This is a genomic window from Streptomyces sp. NBC_01363 (assembly GCF_026340595.1).
Lineage (GTDB): Bacteria > Actinomycetota > Actinomycetes > Streptomycetales > Streptomycetaceae > Streptomyces.
The window spans coordinates 1,220,750-1,236,972 of the sequence record NZ_JAPEPF010000002.1; the positions used below are offsets into that span (position 1 = coordinate 1,220,750).

Consider the following 16,223-nt stretch of genomic DNA (forward strand, 5'->3'; position numbering starts at 1 on the left):
CTCCACCCCCTTGTCGGAGACCCCCGCACCATGCGATACAGGTCTGGACCATCGCCGCCGGATGGAAGGCACGACCGTGCAACGCCCCCACGCAACCGCCGCGTTGGCCTGTTCCACCGCCCTGCTCCTCGCCGCGCTCACGGCCTGCGACTCCGCTCCCGAGGCCGACACCCACAAACCGACGGTGCCCGGCCATGTGACGGCGCAGGCGAGCAGCGCCACCTCCGTGCACGTCATGTGGGAGCGGGCCTCCGATGACAGGGCGGTCACCGGCTACGAGATCTACCGCGAGGGGAAGCGGGTCGAATCGGTTCCGGCGGCCAAGGTGATGATCGACGTCGGCGGGCTCACCGCGTCGACCGCCTACACCTTCACCGTCCGCGCCCGCGACGCCGCCGGGAACCTCTCCGCGCCGAGCGCCGCCGCGAGTGTCACCACACCCGCCCCGACCCCCGCCGACCACGAGGCGCCGACCCACCCGGTGCGGCTGCGCGGCACGGTGGACGGCAGCCGGGCGGTGAACCTCTCCTGGGGAGGCTCGACGGACGACATCGGCGTCACCTCGTACGACATCTACCAGGGGGACTCCCGGATCCACAGCGTGCCCGGCACGCGGACCACGGCACATCTGACCGGACTGCGCCCCGGCACCGTCTACACCTTCACCGTCCGCGCCCGCGACGCCGCCGACACCTCCTCGCCGGACAGCAACGCCATCGATCTCACCACCGCCTCCACCCCGGGCGCTCCGGCGAGCACCGCCCCCACCGACCTGAGGATCAGCAACCGCGTCCAGGGCAAGGAGTACGCCATCGACCTGGACTGGGAGCAGCCGGAGACGGGCGGCGAGATCCCCGCGTACCAGCTCTACATCGGCGGCCGGCTGACCACCACGATCGTGTGGGGCGCCACCCCGCCCGCAGGCCGGGCGAGCTACCGCCTCACCGTCGGCGACCCGCGCGGCACCCGCTACTCGATGAAGATCCGCGCCAAGCTGCCCGACGGGAAGTGGGGCGACTTCTCCGCCCAGCGCACGGTCGTCCTCGGCGACTGACGGGTGCGCGGGCCAGGGGTGCGAGGGAGCGGCTGCTGCCGGTCCAGGTCCGGGCAGGCGGACTTTACGTGTGATTGGTCTGTACCTATTGACGAGTTGGTCCAGACCTCTTAGTTTCCCCTGTGCTCCATGGCACCAAGGAATCCGGCTCCCCCAGGACCGCCTCACCGGTCCCTGCCTCAAGGGAGAAATCCATGTTCGAGCACATGACATCCAGACGGAGAACGGCGACCGCCCTCGTCGCCGTTCTCGGGCTGCTCCTCGCGCTGCTGTCCTTGCAGGCCGCACCCGCGCACGCGGCGGGCAAGCTGACGGCCACCTTCACCTCGGCCGACAACGGGTCGTGGTGGAAAGGGACTTACGTCCTGCACAACGACACCGACACCGCCGTGACCGGCTGGAACCTCGAATTCGATCTGCCGGCCGGGGTCGCGATCGACGCCTCCTACAACGGCACCGTCACCACCCGGGGCAGCCACATCACCGCGGTCAACGCCCACTACAACGGTACGGTCGCCGCGCACGGCACCAGCGAGCCGTACAGCTTCTGGTTCGTCGCGACCGGGCCGATCGCCGCGCCGACCGGCTGCCGGATCAACGGTGACAAGTGCGACGGCTCCGCGGACGCGCCCCCGGGTGCGCCCGGCGGGCTGAAGCAGACCGACGTCACCGCCCGCACCGCGTCGCTGTCCTGGACGGCGGCGACGGCCGGCGACTTCCCCGTGGCGTCCTACGACATCCTGGCCGGTGGCAAGGTGGTGGGCTCGGCCACCGCGACGACCTCCGCCACGGTCACCGGTCTCACCCCGGCCACCGCCTACTCCTTCACGGTCCGGGCCAAGGACACCCGGGGCAACACCTCCGCCGAGAGCGCGCCACTGGCCGTCACCACCGTCGACCCGGCCACCGACACCTCCCCGCCGACCGCGCCGGGCTCGCTGCACGCCACTGCCACCGACTCCTCGTCCGTCACCCTGGTTTGGACCGCCGCGACGGACAACCAGCGCGTCGCCGCCTACGACATCTTCCGGGACGGGGCACCGGCCACCACGGTCCCGGGCACCACGACCACCGCCACCATCGGCGGGCTCTCGCCGTCGACCTCGTACACCTTCACCGTCAAGGCCCGTGACGCGGCGGACAATGCCTCCCCGGCCGGCAACGCGCTCACGGTCAAGACCGACGACATCGTCGGCGCGGGCAACTATGCGAAGGTCGGCTACTTCGTCCAGTGGGGCATCTACGGCCGCCAGTACTTCGTCAAGAACCTCCATGACTCGGGTGCCGCCGACAAGCTCGACATCGTCAACTACGCCTTCGCCAACATCGACCCCAACAACCTCACCTGCCTGAACGGTGTCACCAAGGGCACCACCGCCGACCCCGAGGACCCCGAGCAGGGCACCGGCGCCGGTGACGCCGACGCCGACTATGGACGTCCGTTCAGCGCCGCCCAGTCCGTCGACGGCGTCGCGGACGACGGCTGGGGCAAACTGCGCGGAAACTTCAACCAGTTGAAGAAGCTCAAGAAACTCCACCCGAACCTGAAGATCGTGGTCTCGCTCGGCGGCTGGACGTACTCCAAGTACTTCTCCGACGTGGCGGCCACCGACGCCTCCCGCAAGAAGTTCGTCTCCTCCTGCATCGACATGTACATCAAGGGCAACCTGCCCGAGTACAACGGCGCGGGCGGCCCCGGCACCGCCGCCGGGATCTTCGACGGCTTCGACGTCGACTGGGAATGGCCGGGCACGGGCACCGGGCACCCCGGCAACCACTACTCGCCCGACGACAAGGGCAATCTGACCCTGCTGCTCGCCGAGTTCCGCAAGCAGATGGACGCCCTCGGCGGCGGCCACCGCCTCCTCACCGCCTTCACCCCGGCCGACCCGCAGAAGATCGGCGACGGCTGGGACCTGAGCAAGGTCTTCGACTCCCTCGACGTGGCGAACGTCCAGGGCTACGACTTCCACGGTTCCGGCAGCGACAACTCCTGGGAGCCGAACCGCACCGGCCACCAGGCCAACCTCCATACGGACGACCAGGACCCCTACGACTTCCACTTCAGCGCCGACACCGCCATCAAGGCGTACACCGACGCGGGCGTCGAGCCCCGCAAGCTGACCCTCGGCATCCCGTTCTACGGCCGGGGCTGGCAGAACGTCGCCGACGGCGGAGCCGCCGGCGAGTGGCAGAGCGCGGGCGGCGCCGCTCCCGGCCAGTTCGCGGAGGAGGCCGGTACCCGCGGATACTCCAACCTCATGGGCGCCTACCCGACGATGACGGTCCATCACGACGAACAGTCGGTGTCGACGTACGGCTACACCGGCAGTCAGTGGTGGTCCTTCGACGACACCTGGTCCATCGGCAAGAAGACCGACTACGTGAAGTCCAAGGGGCTGCTGGGGGTGATGGTCTGGGAGATGTCCGGTGACACGTCACAGGGAACCTTGATGAACGCACTGGACACCGGCCTGAAGTAGCGGGCCCGGGGACGACCGGCCGGTTCGCGGAGCCCCGACGGGCCCCGCGAACCGGCCGTACGGCATCCGGGATCAGGCGCCCCTCAACGCGCCCTCGGCAGAGGTCAGGCAGCGCTCCGCCAGCGCCGCGGGCCCCTCCGGCCCCGTCACCGGGGCGTCGCCGGCCGCCCAGGTCTCCACCGCCGCCCGCACCGCCGCGCCGGCGACCCCGGCCGTCAGCCGGATCTCCAGCGAGTCCGCCCCGTCCGGAAGCCCGGCGCGCGCCGCGAGCACCACGGCCAGGGTGACGTCCGCATCGTGGCACGCGTCGTTCCACTCCGACTGGAGGGCCGGGCTGTCCGCCGCCATCCTCAGCAGCGACCGCACCCACTCCAGGGACTCCGAGGCCGCCGTGTCACCGGGAGCCGGAGTCAGCGCGCGCGCCGCCGCGTGCCGCAGCGCATCCGGCACCGACAGGGCGCTCGGGGCCTCGCGTACCGCCTCCACCCACTGCCGGGCGCCGACGGCGAGGAGCGGGGTGATGGCCTCCTCCTTGGTCGCGAAGTAGCGGTAGAAGGTGCGCGGGGCGACGCCCGCGGCGCGCGCGATGTCCTCGGCGCGCGTGCTCCGCAGGCCGTGCTCCACGAAGAGTGCCGCCGCCGTACGGGCGATATCCAGTCGGGTCGCGGCCTTGCGCCGCTCCGTCAACGAGCCACCTTGCATGCGGATCAGGTTATGCCTCGGAGGCACTTCGCCCCGCTAGGCAGTTCTTGCCTTTGTGGCAGAATCTGCCACAAAGGCATGTGCTGGACTAGCAAGAGGTGGCAAGAGCGGTGCGTCGGCGGCAGTTCCTTCTTCAGACGGCCGGCCTCGCCGGCACCACGGCCGCGTTCGGGCTCACCGGCTGCGCGACGCACAAGGGCGTGAAACTCGATCTCCTCGTGGCGAGTTACGACAAGAGCGTGGGTGCCTCGCTCGGCGACCAGTGGGACAGCGTCGTCTCCGCCTTCGAGAAGCAGCACGCCGGCATCAGGATCAACCTGGAGCGGGTCCCGTTCGACAAGATCGACAAGACGCTCGCCCGACGGGTCGAGGAGGGCCGGGCGCCCGACATCGCTCAGTCGAACGTCTTCGCGCCCTATGCGGAGGACGGCCGGCTCTACAACATGACCCAGCTGTTCGACATCGTCACCCAGGCCGATTTCATCCGGTCCTTCACCGAGGCGGGCACGGTCGACAACGCCGGCTACGGGATCCCCTTCCTGGCCAGCACGCCCCGGCTCTTCTACAACAAGGAACTCTTCCGGCGGGCGCGCGTCAGCGGCGCCCCCACGTCGTGGGACGGGCTGCGGTCCGCCGCCCAGGCGCTGAAGGCGATCGGCGTGAAGACCCCGTACGGGCTCCAGTTCGGCCCCGAGGCGGCCGACGACGAGGCTCTGTCCTGGCTGCTCGCGGCCGGCGGCGGCTATACGGGGGAGCTCGCGGAGTACGACTTCGCGACGCCCGCCAACACCGAGGCCCTGTCCTGGCTGCGGGACGAGCTCGTCGCCGAGGGGCTGGCCGGGGCCGACCCCGCGCAGCTCAACAGGACCGATGCGTACGCACAGTTCCTGCGGGGCGAGATCGGGATGCTGATCGCCCACCCCGTGCTGATGGGTGCGGCCGATCAGGCCAAAGTCCCCTACGCACACGCCCCGTTCCCCAAGAAGGACGGCGGAGCCGCCACACCGCTGGGGCTGAGCGACTGGCTGATGGCGTTCGAGCGGAACGGCCACCGCAAGGAATGCGGCGCCTTCCTCTCGTTCCTCTACAGCGGAAAGTCCGCCCTGACCTACGGCGGCAGCCAGTCCGCGCTTCCCGTGACGTACTCCGCGTCCGACGCGGCGAGCGGGCGGCCCTCCGAGCAGCCGCTGTCGGCGTTCGTCGAGCAGTTGTCGGACGCGCAGTTCGCGCCGGTCAACATGCGGTCCTGGCCCGCCGTCAGGGGCACGATACGCACCGATGTGGGCCAGGCGGTGATGAAGGGCAGCGACCCCGAGGCCGTGCTCACGGCGCTGGACGAGTCGGCCGTCAAGGCGGACATGGCGGCGGCGACCGCCTGACGCCCGTCCCTGGACGCGGACGGACCTCCGCCCCCGGCGCTGTGCGGTGCCGGGGGCGGAGCAGGTCGAGCCGGGTCGTACGGGGTTCAGACCAACTGCTCGTACGCCGGCAGCGTCAGGAAGTCCGCGTAGTCTTGGTCCAGGGAGACCTGGAGCAGGAGGTCGTGGGCCTGCTGCCACTTGCCGGCGGCGAAGGCCTCGTCGCCGATCTCGGCGCGGATCGCCGCGAGTTCCTCGGCCGCGACCTTGCGGGCCAGCTCCGCCGTGGCGTGTTCGCCGTTCTCGAAGACCACGTCCGCGTTGATCCACTGCCAGATCTGCGAGCGGGAGATCTCCGCGGTGGCCGCGTCCTCCATCAGGTTGAAGATGGCGACCGCGCCCATGCCGCGCAGCCAGGCCTCGATGTAGCGGATGCCGACCGCGACGGCGTTGCGCAGGCCCTCGTAGGTGGGCCTGGCATCCAGGGTGTCGATGGCGATCAGGTCGCCGGCGGCCACCGAGACGTCCTCGCGCAGGCGGTCCTTCTGGTTCGGCTTCTCGCCGAGGACCGCGTCGAAGGAAGCCATGGCGATCGGGACCAGGTCGGGGTGGGCGACCCAGGAGCCGTCGAAACCGTCGTGGGCCTCGCGGTCCTTGTCGGCCTTGACCTTCTCGAAGGCGACCTGGTTGACCTCGGCGTCGCGGCGGGACGGGATGAAGGCGGCCATGCCGCCGATGGCGTGCGCGCCGCGCTTGTGGCAGGTGCGGACGAGCAGTTCGGTGTACGCGCGCATGAACGGGGCGGTCATCGTCACCGCGTTGCGGTCCGGCAGGACGAACTTGGAGCCGCCGTCGCGGAAGTTCTTGACGATGGAGAAGAGATAGTCCCAGCGTCCCGCGTTCAGCCCGGAGGCGTGGTCGCGGAGCTCGTAGAGGATCTCCTCCATCTCGTACGCGGCAGTGATCGTCTCGATGAGGACGGTCGCACGGACCGTGCCCTGCGGGATGCCGACGTAGTCCTGGGCGAAGACGAAGATGTCGTTCCAGAGGCGGGCCTCCAGGTGCGACTCGGTCTTCGGGAGGTAGAAGTACGGGCCCTTGCCGAGGTCGATGAGGCGCTGGGCGTTGTGGAAGAAGTAGAGGCCGAAGTCGACCAGCGCACCCGGCACCGGGACGCCGTCGAGCTGGAGGTGGCGCTCGTTCAGGTGCCAGCCGCGGGGGCGGGTGACGACCGTGGCGAGCTCGTCGGCGGACTTCAGGGCGTACGACTTGCCGGACCGGGGGTCCGTGAAGTCGATGTTGCGGGTGTAGGCGTCGATCAGGTTGAGCTGGCCGAGGACGACGTTCTCCCATGTGGGGGCGGACGCGTCCTCGAAGTCGGCGAGCCAGACCTTGGCGCCCGAGTTCAGGGCGTTGATGGTCATCTTGCGGTCGGTCGGACCGGTGATCTCCACCCGGCGGTCGTTCAGCGCGGCCGGGGCCGGTGCGACCTTCCAGGAGTCGTCCGCGCGGATCGCCGCCGTCTCGGGCAGGAAGTCAAGCGTGGAGGTACGGGCGATCTCGGCGCGGCGCTCGGCGCGGCGGGCGAGCAGCTCGTCACGGCGGGGCGTGAACTGCCGGTGCAGCTCGGCCACGAACGCGAGGGCCGCGTGGTTGAGGACCTCGTCCTGCCGGGGCAGGGGCTCGGCATCGACGATGGCCAGCGGGGACGGCGCTGGTGCGGACATGAGCTGTCACTCCTTCAGCGGGCGGTGCGGGCGGCCTCTCACGGCTGCCGGGTCGCCTGGAACGGCACGGCGTGCCAGGGCTCCGGGATACGGGCGTGGACGCCGTCTGGGGTGGAGAGGGCTTCTGACCAGTGGATAGTAGTTTCCTCATGGTGGAAGTTCAATGGTTTGTTGATGTCGAGATTCTCCGGGTCGACAGAAGTGGCACCGTGCTGGCGCAGCGTGCCAGTCCGGTCACCCGAGGTGCTTCAGGTCCGCCACCGTGTCGATGTCGTACGCCTGAGCCACATCGGAACACTCGACGAGCGTGATCGCATCGCGGTGCGCCCGCAGATAGGCGCGGGCGCCCTGGTCGCCCACCGCCCCCGCCGCGATGTCCGCCCACAGGGCCGCCCCGAACAGCACCGGATGGCCGCGCTCCCCGTCGTACGCGGCGGCGGCGAGACCCGTCCGGGAGCGGTACGCCGAACGCACCCGCGCCACCGCGTCCGCGCCGATGCCCGGCTGATCGACCAGGAGGACGAGCGCCGCGTCCGCCCCCGTGCCGGCCAGCGCCCCGAGCCCCGCCCGCAGCGACGAGCCCATGCCCTCGGTCCACCCGGGATTGACGGTCACCGTGCAGCCGCTCAGGTCGGCGCGGGCCAGGACCTCGTCCGCGGCGGCGCCGAGGACCACATGGACGGGACCGCAGCCGCCGTCCCGCAGGACCCGCACCGCGTGCTCGACCAGTGGTCGGCCATGGTGTTCGAGCAGCGCCTTGGGCCGTCCGCCGAGCCGCCGTCCGCCGCCCGCGGCGAGCAGCAGTCCGGCGACCTCGGGGGTCGGTGGTGTAGGAGTCATGCGGTCTGGATACCCCGGCAGCCCCCGGAAGCGCACCCTTCGCTCAAGCAAGCGGAAGAGGGCGCGAGCGGGAGCGGCGTCCACCGGGCGACGAACACATCACCCATACGGGACACCCCGAATTCCGTCCGCGGAGTGGCGCACGACACCTTTCATGGCGTTAACTTGCCCGCACGCCCGGATACTTGACCATGCCGTGGGGGCCGGTCGGGACACTGGCACAGGATGTGCGAGGGGGAGTGCTTTGTTGCGAAGCGTGGGGCAGACGCGGGTGACCGGCAGTGGTGAGGATCCGAGGGTCACGGAGCTGCGTACGGCCGTCTCCCGGCTCCGCCGTGAGCTGGCGGGGCATCCCGCGGAATTCCCGGACCGGGGGATCGCCGAGGACGAACTGGCCGCGCTGGACGCGATGGCGGCAGGCGGTGTGCCCGAGATTCCGCGGCTGCGCCGTTCGCTGCTGCTGATCGCGGGGGCGATCGGCTCGGTGAGCGCCCTGGCCTCCGCGCTCAGGGACGTACGGGTCGCTGTCGATCTCTTCGGCGAGCCGCCGCGCGGCTGACCGGCGGCCCAGGTCGTGTTGCCGGACTGCCGCCTGCCGCGCGACGACGGCAGTTCGACGGCACGACGTGGCCGGGGTCAGCGGCGGATGAGCCTGCGTGCCGTCGCCGCCGCGACCGCCGAGGTGCGGGAGTCCACGCCCAGCTTGGCGTAGATGTGCACCAGATGGGATTTGACCGTCGCCTGGCTGAGGAAGAGCCGCTTGCTGATCTGCAGGTTCGACAGTCCCTCGCCGACCAGTTGCAGGACCTCCAGCTCGCGCTTGGTCAGCGCCTCCGCGGGCGTCCGCATGCGGTCCATCAGACGGTGGGCGACGGCCGGCGCGAGGGCCGACCGGCCGGCCGCGGCCGTCCGGACCGCCGCCGCCAGCTCCTCCGGCGGGGCGTCCTTCAGCAGATAGCCGGCGGCGCCCGCCTCGACCGCGGCCAGGATGTCGGCGTCCGAGTCGTACGTGGTGAGGATCAGGACCCGGGGCGCGCACGGCTGTGCCGTGATGGCCGCGGTGGCCTGCGACCCGTGCATGCCCGCGCCGAACTGGAGGTCCATGAGGACGACGTTGAACCCACCGGTCGCGGCGAGCGCCACGGCCTGCTCGGCGGTGGCCGCCTCGGCGACCACCCGGAAGCCGGGTTCGGCGTCGAGCACGGCCCGCAGCCCAGCCCGTACCACCGGATGGTCGTCGGCGAGCAGCAGCCTGATGGGAGTGGTGGCGGGAGTGGTCATGCGGCGTCCTGTCCTGGCCGGCCGTCGGGGATCGGGAGGGGAAGGGTGAGGGTGAGGGCGACGGCGGTGCCCTGACCGGGGGCCGACTCGACACTGAGCGTGCCGCCCAGCGAACGGGCCCGCGCACGCATCGCGGGCAGCCCGAAGCCGCCGGTGTCCTGGTCCGCGACGACCGGGCCGAGCCCCGGGGTGAACCCCCGGCCGTCGTCGACGACGTCCAGCGACACCGAGGTGCCCATGAAGCTGAGGGTGATCTCCGCACGCCGGGCTCCGGCGTGCCGCACCGTGTTGGCCAGCGCCGACTGGGCGGTGCGCAGCAGCGCCACCTCGTACGGCGTGGGCAGCTCCACCGGCGTGCCGCTCACCGCGAACTGCACCGTGAGCCCGGGGGTGGTCGTGCGGGACGAGAGGCGTTCCAGGGCGGCAGCCAGGGAGCCGTTCTCCAGGTCCGGCGGCGACAGGGCGCGTACGAAGCGGCGGGCCTCGGCGAGATTGTCCTGGGCGGCCTCGCGGGCCCGGCGGACGTGCGCGGTGGCGGGAGCGTCGGCGGACAGGGTGCGTTCGGCGGCGCGCAGCAGGAGCTGGATGCTGGACAGCCCCTGCGCCAGCGTGTCGTGGATCTCGCGGGCCAGCCGCTCGCGTTCGGCGAGCGTGCCCGCGGTGCGTTCCGCCTCGGCCAGCTCCGCCCGGGTCGACATCAGCTCCTCGATGAGTTCCCGGCGCCGTTCGCTCTCCCGGAACAGGGCCTCGTACCCGAGGACCGTCGCGACCGCGACCGCCGCCCCGAGCAGCGGCCCGATGAAGGTGCCCGGGTTGACGGCCTGGCCGTGCAGCACGAAGCCCGCGATGGCGGCGAGGGCGGTGGCGGCGACGACCGGCAGGGCCCAGCGCGTCGGCAGCAGATGCAGTTGCAGGAAGTAGAGCGGGAAGGCCACCCACAGGCTGTCCGGCGACAGGACGAGCAGCGCCAGCCACACGGCGCCCAGCGCCGCCAGCCACAGCGCGGCGGCACGGGTGCGCGGCTGTACGGCAGGAGCGAGCGCACCCGCCGCGTACAGGGCGGCCATCACGCAGGCGACCACGACGACGGCGGTGGCATGCGGGCTGCCGTCACCGACGGCCCGTACCGCCGCGAGTGCGAGCAGCCCCACCAGCAGCGCGTGCAGACACAGCCGCAGTGCGGCGGTGACCGGGGGGTGGGCGTGGGAATCCATGATTCGTCCAGCGTAGACGCGGGGCGGCGGGGGCCGGTCAATCGAAAGGTTGATGTCGGGCCCCACCGCCGAGCGATGTTTCCGGCGGCCCGGACGGCGAGGCTGGGGGCATGTTCGTTGCATGGAGAGATCTCCGGTTCGCCAAGGGCCGGTTCGCGCTCATGGGCACGGTCGTGGTGCTGATCACGCTGCTCGTGGGTCTGCTGTCCGGACTCACCGCCGGTCTGGCCCGGGAGAACACCTCGGCCGTCACGGGGCTGAACGCCGACCACCTGGCGTTCGCCGCCCCGCCCGACGGCCGGGCGGTGTCCTTCACCGACTCGACCGTCGAGGAGAGTGCCTGGCGGAGCTGGGCGGAGCGGCCCGGTGTGAGCGGCGCGGAACCGCTCGGCATCCGCACGCTCAACGCCGCCGCCGTCCAGGGCGGGCGCACGGCCGCGGTGTCGGCGTTCGGGGTCGAGCCGGACGGGGGCCTGGCGCCCACCGGCGGTGCGCCGGTCGGCACGGGGCGGGTGGTGCTGTCCGCGCAGGCCGCCGACGACCTGGCGGCCGGGGTCGGTGACCGGCTGCGGCTCGGCGGCCACGAGGTCACCGTCGCGGCCGTCGCGGGGGACGCCTCGTACAGCCACACGCCGGTCGTGTGGACCTCGCTCGACGACTGGCAGCGGTTCGGGGGCGACGGCGACGGCCGGGCCAGGCATGCCACGGTGATCGCCCTGACCACCACCGACGGCGCCGATCTCGGCGCGGGCGACAGGGCGGCCGGCACCAGCACGCTCTCCCTCGGCGACTCGCTCACCGCAATCGGCTCCTACCAGGCCGAGAACGGCTCGCTCCAGCTGATGCGCGGCTTCCTCTTCGCCATCTCCGCCCTGGTCATCGGCGCCTTCTTCACCGTCTGGACGATCCAGCGCAGCGGCGACGTCGCCGTGCTCAAGGCGCTGGGCGCCTCCACCCCGTATCTGCTGCGCGACGCGCTCGGGCAGGCCGTCGTGATGCTCGCCATCGGCACCGGAGTGGGTACCGCGCTCGCCTCCGGGCTCGGCGCCCTGATCAGTGGCGGCGCCGTGCCGTTCGTCCTCGACGCGGCGACCGTCCTGGTCCCGGCCGCCATCATGATCGTCCTCGGTGCCCTCGGGGCGGCCCTGTCCATCCGGCGGATCACCGCCGTCGACCCGCTCACCGCACTCGGGAGTGCCCGATGACCCTCACCCTCGCCGACGTCACCCTCACCTACCCGGACGGCGACAGCCGGCTCACCGCCCTCGACCGGATCTCGCTGGATGTGCCCGCGGGTACGCTCACCGCGGTCGTGGGACCCTCCGGATCCGGCAAGTCCAGCCTGCTCGCGGTGGCCGCGACCCTGGTCACCCCGGACGAGGGCCGGGTGGTCGTCGCCGGTACGGACACCACGGGCCTGGGCCGTGCGCAACAGGCGGAGCTGCGCCGCGAGCACATCGGCATCGTCTTCCAGCAGCCCAATCTGCTGCCGTCGCTCACGGCGGCCGAACAGCTCCAGGTGATGACCCACCTCTCGGGCGGCGCCGTACGCGGAGCCCGCGGCCGGGCGCTGGAACTGCTGGACGCGGTCGGCCTGGCGGACCAGGCCGGACGCCGGCCGCACCAGCTGTCGGGCGGACAGCGGCAGCGGATCAACATCGCGCGCGCCCTGATGAACGACCCGGCGGTGCTGCTGGTCGACGAACCGACCAGCGCGCTCGATCACGAGCGGGGCGCGGCGGTGCTGGACCTGCTGGTCGCGCTGACCCGGGAACGGTCGACGGCGACGGTGCTGGTCACGCACGACCGGACCCATCTGGACCGGGCGGACCGCACGGTCCGGATGGACGACGGCCGCCTGACGGTGCCCGAACCGGTCTGAGACGCGGAAGGAGGGGTGGCCCCGGCCACCCCTCCTTCCGCGTCCCCGGTGTCTCAGCCGGCGGAGCCGCTGCTCGCCAGCGCGTCGGAGAGCTCCTTCGCGGCCTGCTGGAGGATCGGCACGATCCGCTCCGTCGCCGCGTCCGTCACCCGGCCCGCCGGACCGGAGATCGAAATCGCGGCCGAAGTGGGGGAGTTCGGGACGGAGACCGCCAGGCAGCGGACCCCGATCTCCTGCTCGTTGTCGTCGACCGCGTAGCCGACCCGGCGGACCTGCTCCAGGGCGTCGAGGAAGCCGTCGGGGGTGGTGATCGTCTTCTCGGTGGCGGCGGGCATCCCGGTACGGGCGAGCAGGGCCCGCACCTCCTCCGGCGGCGTGTGCGCCAGCAGCGCCTTGCCGACCCCGGTGGAGTGGGGGAGCACCCGGCGGCCCACCTCGGTGAACATGCGCATCGAGTGCTTGGACGGCACCTGCGCCACGTACACGATCTCGTCGCCGTCGAGCAGCGCCATGTTCGCCGTCTCGCCGGTCTCCTCGACCAGGCGGGCGAGATACGGGCGGGCCCAGGTGCCGAGGAGCCGGGACGCGGACTCACCGAGCCGGATCAGCCGGGGGCCGAGGGCGTAGCGCCGGTTGGGCTGCTGGCGCACGTATCCGCAGAGCACCAGCGTGCGCATCAGGCGGTGAATGGTCGGCAGCGGGAGCCCGCTGCTCGCGGAGAGTTCGCTCAGCCCGACCTCACCCCCCGCGTCCGCCATCCGCTCCAGCAGATCGAAGGCACGCTCAAGGGACTGCACACCACCGCTGGACGCGGCGGGCTTGGAGTCGGATGTGCTGGCGTGGGACGGCGGCACGTCAACGGTCCTTTCGAGGCGGAAGAGCTGGTGCCCCGCCCGGCGAGGCACCCAGCAGCCTACCGGGCGGTTCCCGATCGGCCCACTGCTCCGGGTGCGGCGTCCTGGCCGGTCAGAGCCTGTTTGTCCCGGTGTCGGCAATCGGCGGGGCAGTTCTGCGGGGCCGCACTGGTCCCATGTTACGTTCCGCTCTCCGAAATGAGTCTTTTACTTTGTGGAAATCTCCAGTTGTGGGTGCGGGATGGCCCGCCGGTCGTCCGGCGAGGAGAGTGGGGTCTTGACGGGCCCGAATCCCGAGTGAAGACTCCTTCAACAGTTCGTTGAATTCGTCAGCGTTCGAAAGTCCCAAGTGAAGGAGCACGGGTGTCCGGTGCGGACGTGAAGCTGGTACTGCGCTCGACGCGTGTCGTCACCCCGGACGGGACGCGCCCCGCAGTGGTCGCCGTCGCCGACGGGAGAATCGACGCCGTCCTGCCGTACGACACCGAGGTGCCGTCCGGCGCCCGGCCGGAGGACTTCGGCGACGATGTCCTGCTGCCCGGACTCGTCGACACGCATGTCCATGTGAACGACCCGGGCCGCACGAAGTGGGAAGGCTTCTTCACCGCCACCCGCGCGGCGGCGGCGGGCGGCATCACCACCCTGCTCGACATGCCGCTCAACTCCCTGCCGCCGACCACCACCGTCGGCCATCTGCGCACCAAGCAGCAGGTGGCCGCCCCCAAGGCGCACATCGACACCGGCTTCTGGGGCGGTGCGATCCCGTCCAACGTCAAGGACCTGCGGCCGCTGTACGAGGCCGGGGTGTTCGGCTTCAAGTGCTTCCTCTCGCCCTCCGGCGTCGAGGAGTTCCCCGAGCTCGACCAGGAGCAGCTGGCCCGGTCCATGGCGGAGATCGCCGGGTTCGGCGGACTGCTGATCGTGCACGCCGAGGACCCGCGCCACCTGGCCTCCGCCCCGCAGCGCAGCGGCCCCGCGTACGCCGACTTCCTCGCCTCCCGGCCGCGCGACGCCGAGAACACCGCGATCGAGGGCCTGATCGCGCATGCCAGGCGGCTGAACGCCCGCGTCCACGTCCTGCATCTCTCCTCCAGCGACGCACTGCCGATGATCGCCGCCGCCAAGCGGGAAGGCGTACGGATCACGGTGGAGTCCTGCCCGCACTTCCTCACCCTCACCGCCGAGGAGGTCCCGGACGGCGCCACGGAGTTCAAGTGCTGCCCGCCGATCCGCGAGGCCGCCAACCAGGACGCGCTGTGGCAGGGGCTGGCCGACGGGACGATCGACTGCATCGTCTCCGACCACTCGCCGTGCACCACCGACCTGAAGACGCCGGACTTCGCCTCCGCCTGGGGCGGGATCTCCTCCCTCCAGCTCGGACTGCCCGCCATCTGGACCGAGGCCCGCAAGCGCGGCCACTCGCTCGACGACGTCGCCCGCTGGATGTCGGCCGCCCCCGCCGAACTGGCCGGGCTGACCCGGAAGGGTGCCATCGAGGCCGGCCGCGACGCGGACTTCGCGGTGCTCGCCCCCGACGACACGTTCACCGTCGACCCCGCCGAGCTCTTCCACCGAAACCAGGTCACCGCGTACGCCGGCCGGACCCTGCACGGCGTCGTGACGTCGACCTGGCTGCGGGGCGAACGGATCGCGGCCGGCGGCACGGTCGCCGGACCCACCGGCCGACTCCTCGAAAGGAACCAGTGACCATGACGGCGACCGAACGCTTCACCGGTGACGCGAACCCGTACGCCGGCGGCGACCCGTACGCCGACTACCGCACCGCCGACTTCCCCTTCACCGATCTCGTCGACCTCGCCGACCGGCGGCTCGGCGCGGGTGTGATCGCCGCCAACGACGAGTTCTTCGCCGAGCGCGAGAACCTGCTCAAGCCGGAGCCCGCCGAGTTCGACCCCGAGCGCTTCGGCCACAAGGGCAAGATCATGGACGGCTGGGAGACCCGCCGCCGTCGCGGTGCGAGCGCGGATCTGCCGCATCCCGCGGACGGGGACCACGACTGGGCGCTGGTACGGCTCGGCGCGCCCGGAATCGTCCGCGGCATCGTCGTCGACACCGCCCACTTCCGCGGCAACTACCCGCAGGCGGTCTCCGTCGAGGCGGCCTGCGTGCCCGGCTCCCCGTCGCCCGAGGAACTCCTCGCGCCCGAGGTCGAGTGGACAACGCTCATACCCCGTACGGCCGTTGGCGGTCACGCGGCCAACGGCTTCGTGGTCGCGGCCGAGCGGCGCGTCACCCATCTGCGGGTCAACCAGCACCCCGACGGCGGAATAGCCCGCCTCCGGGTGTACGGCGAGGTCGCCCCCGACCCCGCCTGGCTGGCCGCGCTCGGCACCTTCGATCTGGTCGCCCTGGAGAACGGCGGCACGGTGGAGGATGCCTCCGACCGCTTCTACTCCCCGGCCACCAACACCATCCAGCCCGGCCGGTCCCGCAAGATGGACGATGGCTGGGAGACCCGGCGCCGGCGCGACAGGGGCAACGACTGGATCCGCTACCGGCTCGTCGAGCAGGCACTGATCCGCGCCGTCGAGATCGACACCGCGTATCTGAAGGGCAACTCGGCGGGCTGGGCGAGCCTCTCCGCCCGCGACGGCGAGAGCGGCGACTGGACCGAGGTGCTGCCCCGGACCCGGCTGCAGCCCGACACCGACCACCGCTTCGTCCTGCCGGAGCCGGTCCGGGCCACGCACATCCGGATCGACATCTTCCCGGACGGCGGAATCTCCCGGCTGCGGCTGTTCGGCTCGCCGACCGAGGAGGGCGCCGCACGGCTGGCGGCCCGCCATCGCGAGCTGGGCGGTTAGTCT

General features: G+C 71.6%; 14 protein-coding genes. 8 read left to right on the forward strand and 6 right to left on the reverse strand.

Annotation, left to right across the window (positions count from 1 at the left end; genetic code table 11):
* Positions 1-61: 61 nt before the first annotated feature.
* Positions 62-1,054, forward strand: a complete 993-nt coding sequence (locus OG611_RS33325) for a fibronectin type III domain-containing protein (protein WP_266428783.1) — start codon at positions 62-64, stop codon at positions 1,052-1,054.
* Between the two features lie 194 nt (positions 1,055-1,248).
* Positions 1,249-3,537 (forward strand): glycosyl hydrolase family 18 protein, encoded by a 2,289-nt coding sequence (locus OG611_RS33330; RefSeq protein ID WP_266428786.1) that lies wholly within the window; start codon positions 1,249-1,251, stop codon positions 3,535-3,537.
* A gap of 72 nt (positions 3,538-3,609) precedes the next feature.
* On the opposite strand, the gene OG611_RS33335 is transcribed toward OG611_RS33330, so the two are convergent.
* Entirely contained in the window at positions 3,610-4,224 is a 615-nt protein-coding gene (locus OG611_RS33335) for a TetR family transcriptional regulator (RefSeq protein WP_323180293.1), read from the reverse strand.
* 125 nt (positions 4,225-4,349) lie between these two features.
* On the opposite strand from OG611_RS33335, the gene OG611_RS33340 reads away from it, so the two are divergent.
* Positions 4,350-5,618, forward strand: coding sequence for an ABC transporter substrate-binding protein (locus tag OG611_RS33340; protein ID WP_266428792.1), 1,269 nt, complete (start codon positions 4,350-4,352; stop codon positions 5,616-5,618).
* Positions 5,619-5,704: 86 nt separating this feature from the next.
* On the opposite strand, the gene aceB is transcribed toward OG611_RS33340, so the two are convergent.
* Both aceB and OG611_RS33350 read right to left on the reverse strand, forming a co-directional pair.
* A complete protein-coding gene (gene aceB / locus OG611_RS33345; RefSeq protein WP_266428795.1) occupies positions 5,705-7,324 on the reverse strand; it encodes a malate synthase A in 1,620 nt (539 codons plus the stop codon).
* 234 nt (positions 7,325-7,558) lie between these two features.
* Positions 7,559-8,164 (reverse strand): NTP transferase domain-containing protein, encoded by a 606-nt coding sequence (locus tag OG611_RS33350; protein ID WP_266428797.1) that lies wholly within the window; start codon positions 8,162-8,164, stop codon positions 7,559-7,561.
* A 256-nt stretch (positions 8,165-8,420) separates the two neighbouring features.
* Here OG611_RS33350 and OG611_RS33355 point away from each other — a divergent pair, with 256 nt between their 5' ends.
* Positions 8,421-8,723: a DUF5955 family protein gene (locus tag OG611_RS33355; protein WP_266428800.1), complete on the forward strand. Its 303-nt coding sequence runs from the start codon at positions 8,421-8,423 to the stop codon at positions 8,721-8,723.
* A 77-nt stretch (positions 8,724-8,800) separates the two neighbouring features.
* On the opposite strand, the gene OG611_RS33360 is transcribed toward OG611_RS33355, so the two are convergent.
* Together OG611_RS33360 and OG611_RS33365 are read right to left on the reverse strand one after the other, a co-directional pair.
* Positions 8,801-9,445: a response regulator transcription factor gene (locus OG611_RS33360; protein ID WP_266428803.1), complete on the reverse strand. Its 645-nt coding sequence runs from the start codon at positions 9,443-9,445 to the stop codon at positions 8,801-8,803.
* Positions 9,442-10,659 carry a sensor histidine kinase gene (locus tag OG611_RS33365; protein ID WP_266428806.1) on the reverse strand — a complete coding sequence of 406 codons (1,218 nt, stop codon included), beginning with the start codon at positions 10,657-10,659 and terminating at the stop codon, positions 9,442-9,444. Before OG611_RS33365 ends, OG611_RS33360 begins: the two co-directional genes overlap by 4 nt.
* 110 nt (positions 10,660-10,769) lie before the next feature.
* On the opposite strand from OG611_RS33365, the gene OG611_RS33370 reads away from it, so the two are divergent.
* Positions 10,770-11,864 carry an ABC transporter permease gene (locus tag OG611_RS33370; RefSeq protein ID WP_266428809.1) on the forward strand — a complete coding sequence of 365 codons (1,095 nt, stop codon included), beginning with the start codon at positions 10,770-10,772 and terminating at the stop codon, positions 11,862-11,864.
* Positions 11,861-12,541: an ABC transporter ATP-binding protein gene (locus OG611_RS33375; protein ID WP_266428811.1), complete on the forward strand. Its 681-nt coding sequence runs from the start codon at positions 11,861-11,863 to the stop codon at positions 12,539-12,541. Before OG611_RS33370 ends, OG611_RS33375 begins: the two co-directional genes overlap by 4 nt.
* Before the next feature lie 53 nt (positions 12,542-12,594).
* Here the strand turns inward: OG611_RS33375 and OG611_RS33380 are convergent, their stop codons facing one another.
* Positions 12,595-13,395 carry an IclR family transcriptional regulator gene (locus OG611_RS33380; protein WP_266428814.1) on the reverse strand — a complete coding sequence of 267 codons (801 nt, stop codon included), beginning with the start codon at positions 13,393-13,395 and terminating at the stop codon, positions 12,595-12,597.
* Between the two features lie 363 nt (positions 13,396-13,758).
* Here OG611_RS33380 and allB point away from each other — a divergent pair, with 363 nt between their 5' ends.
* Positions 13,759-15,102: an allantoinase AllB gene (allB, locus tag OG611_RS33385; RefSeq protein WP_266428817.1), complete on the forward strand. Its 1,344-nt coding sequence runs from the start codon at positions 13,759-13,761 to the stop codon at positions 15,100-15,102.
* A gap of 2 nt (positions 15,103-15,104) precedes the next feature.
* On the forward strand, positions 15,105-16,220 hold the full coding sequence (alc, locus tag OG611_RS33390; RefSeq protein WP_266428819.1) for an allantoicase: 1,116 nt from the start codon (positions 15,105-15,107) through the stop codon (positions 16,218-16,220).
* Positions 16,221-16,223 lie beyond the last annotated feature (3 nt).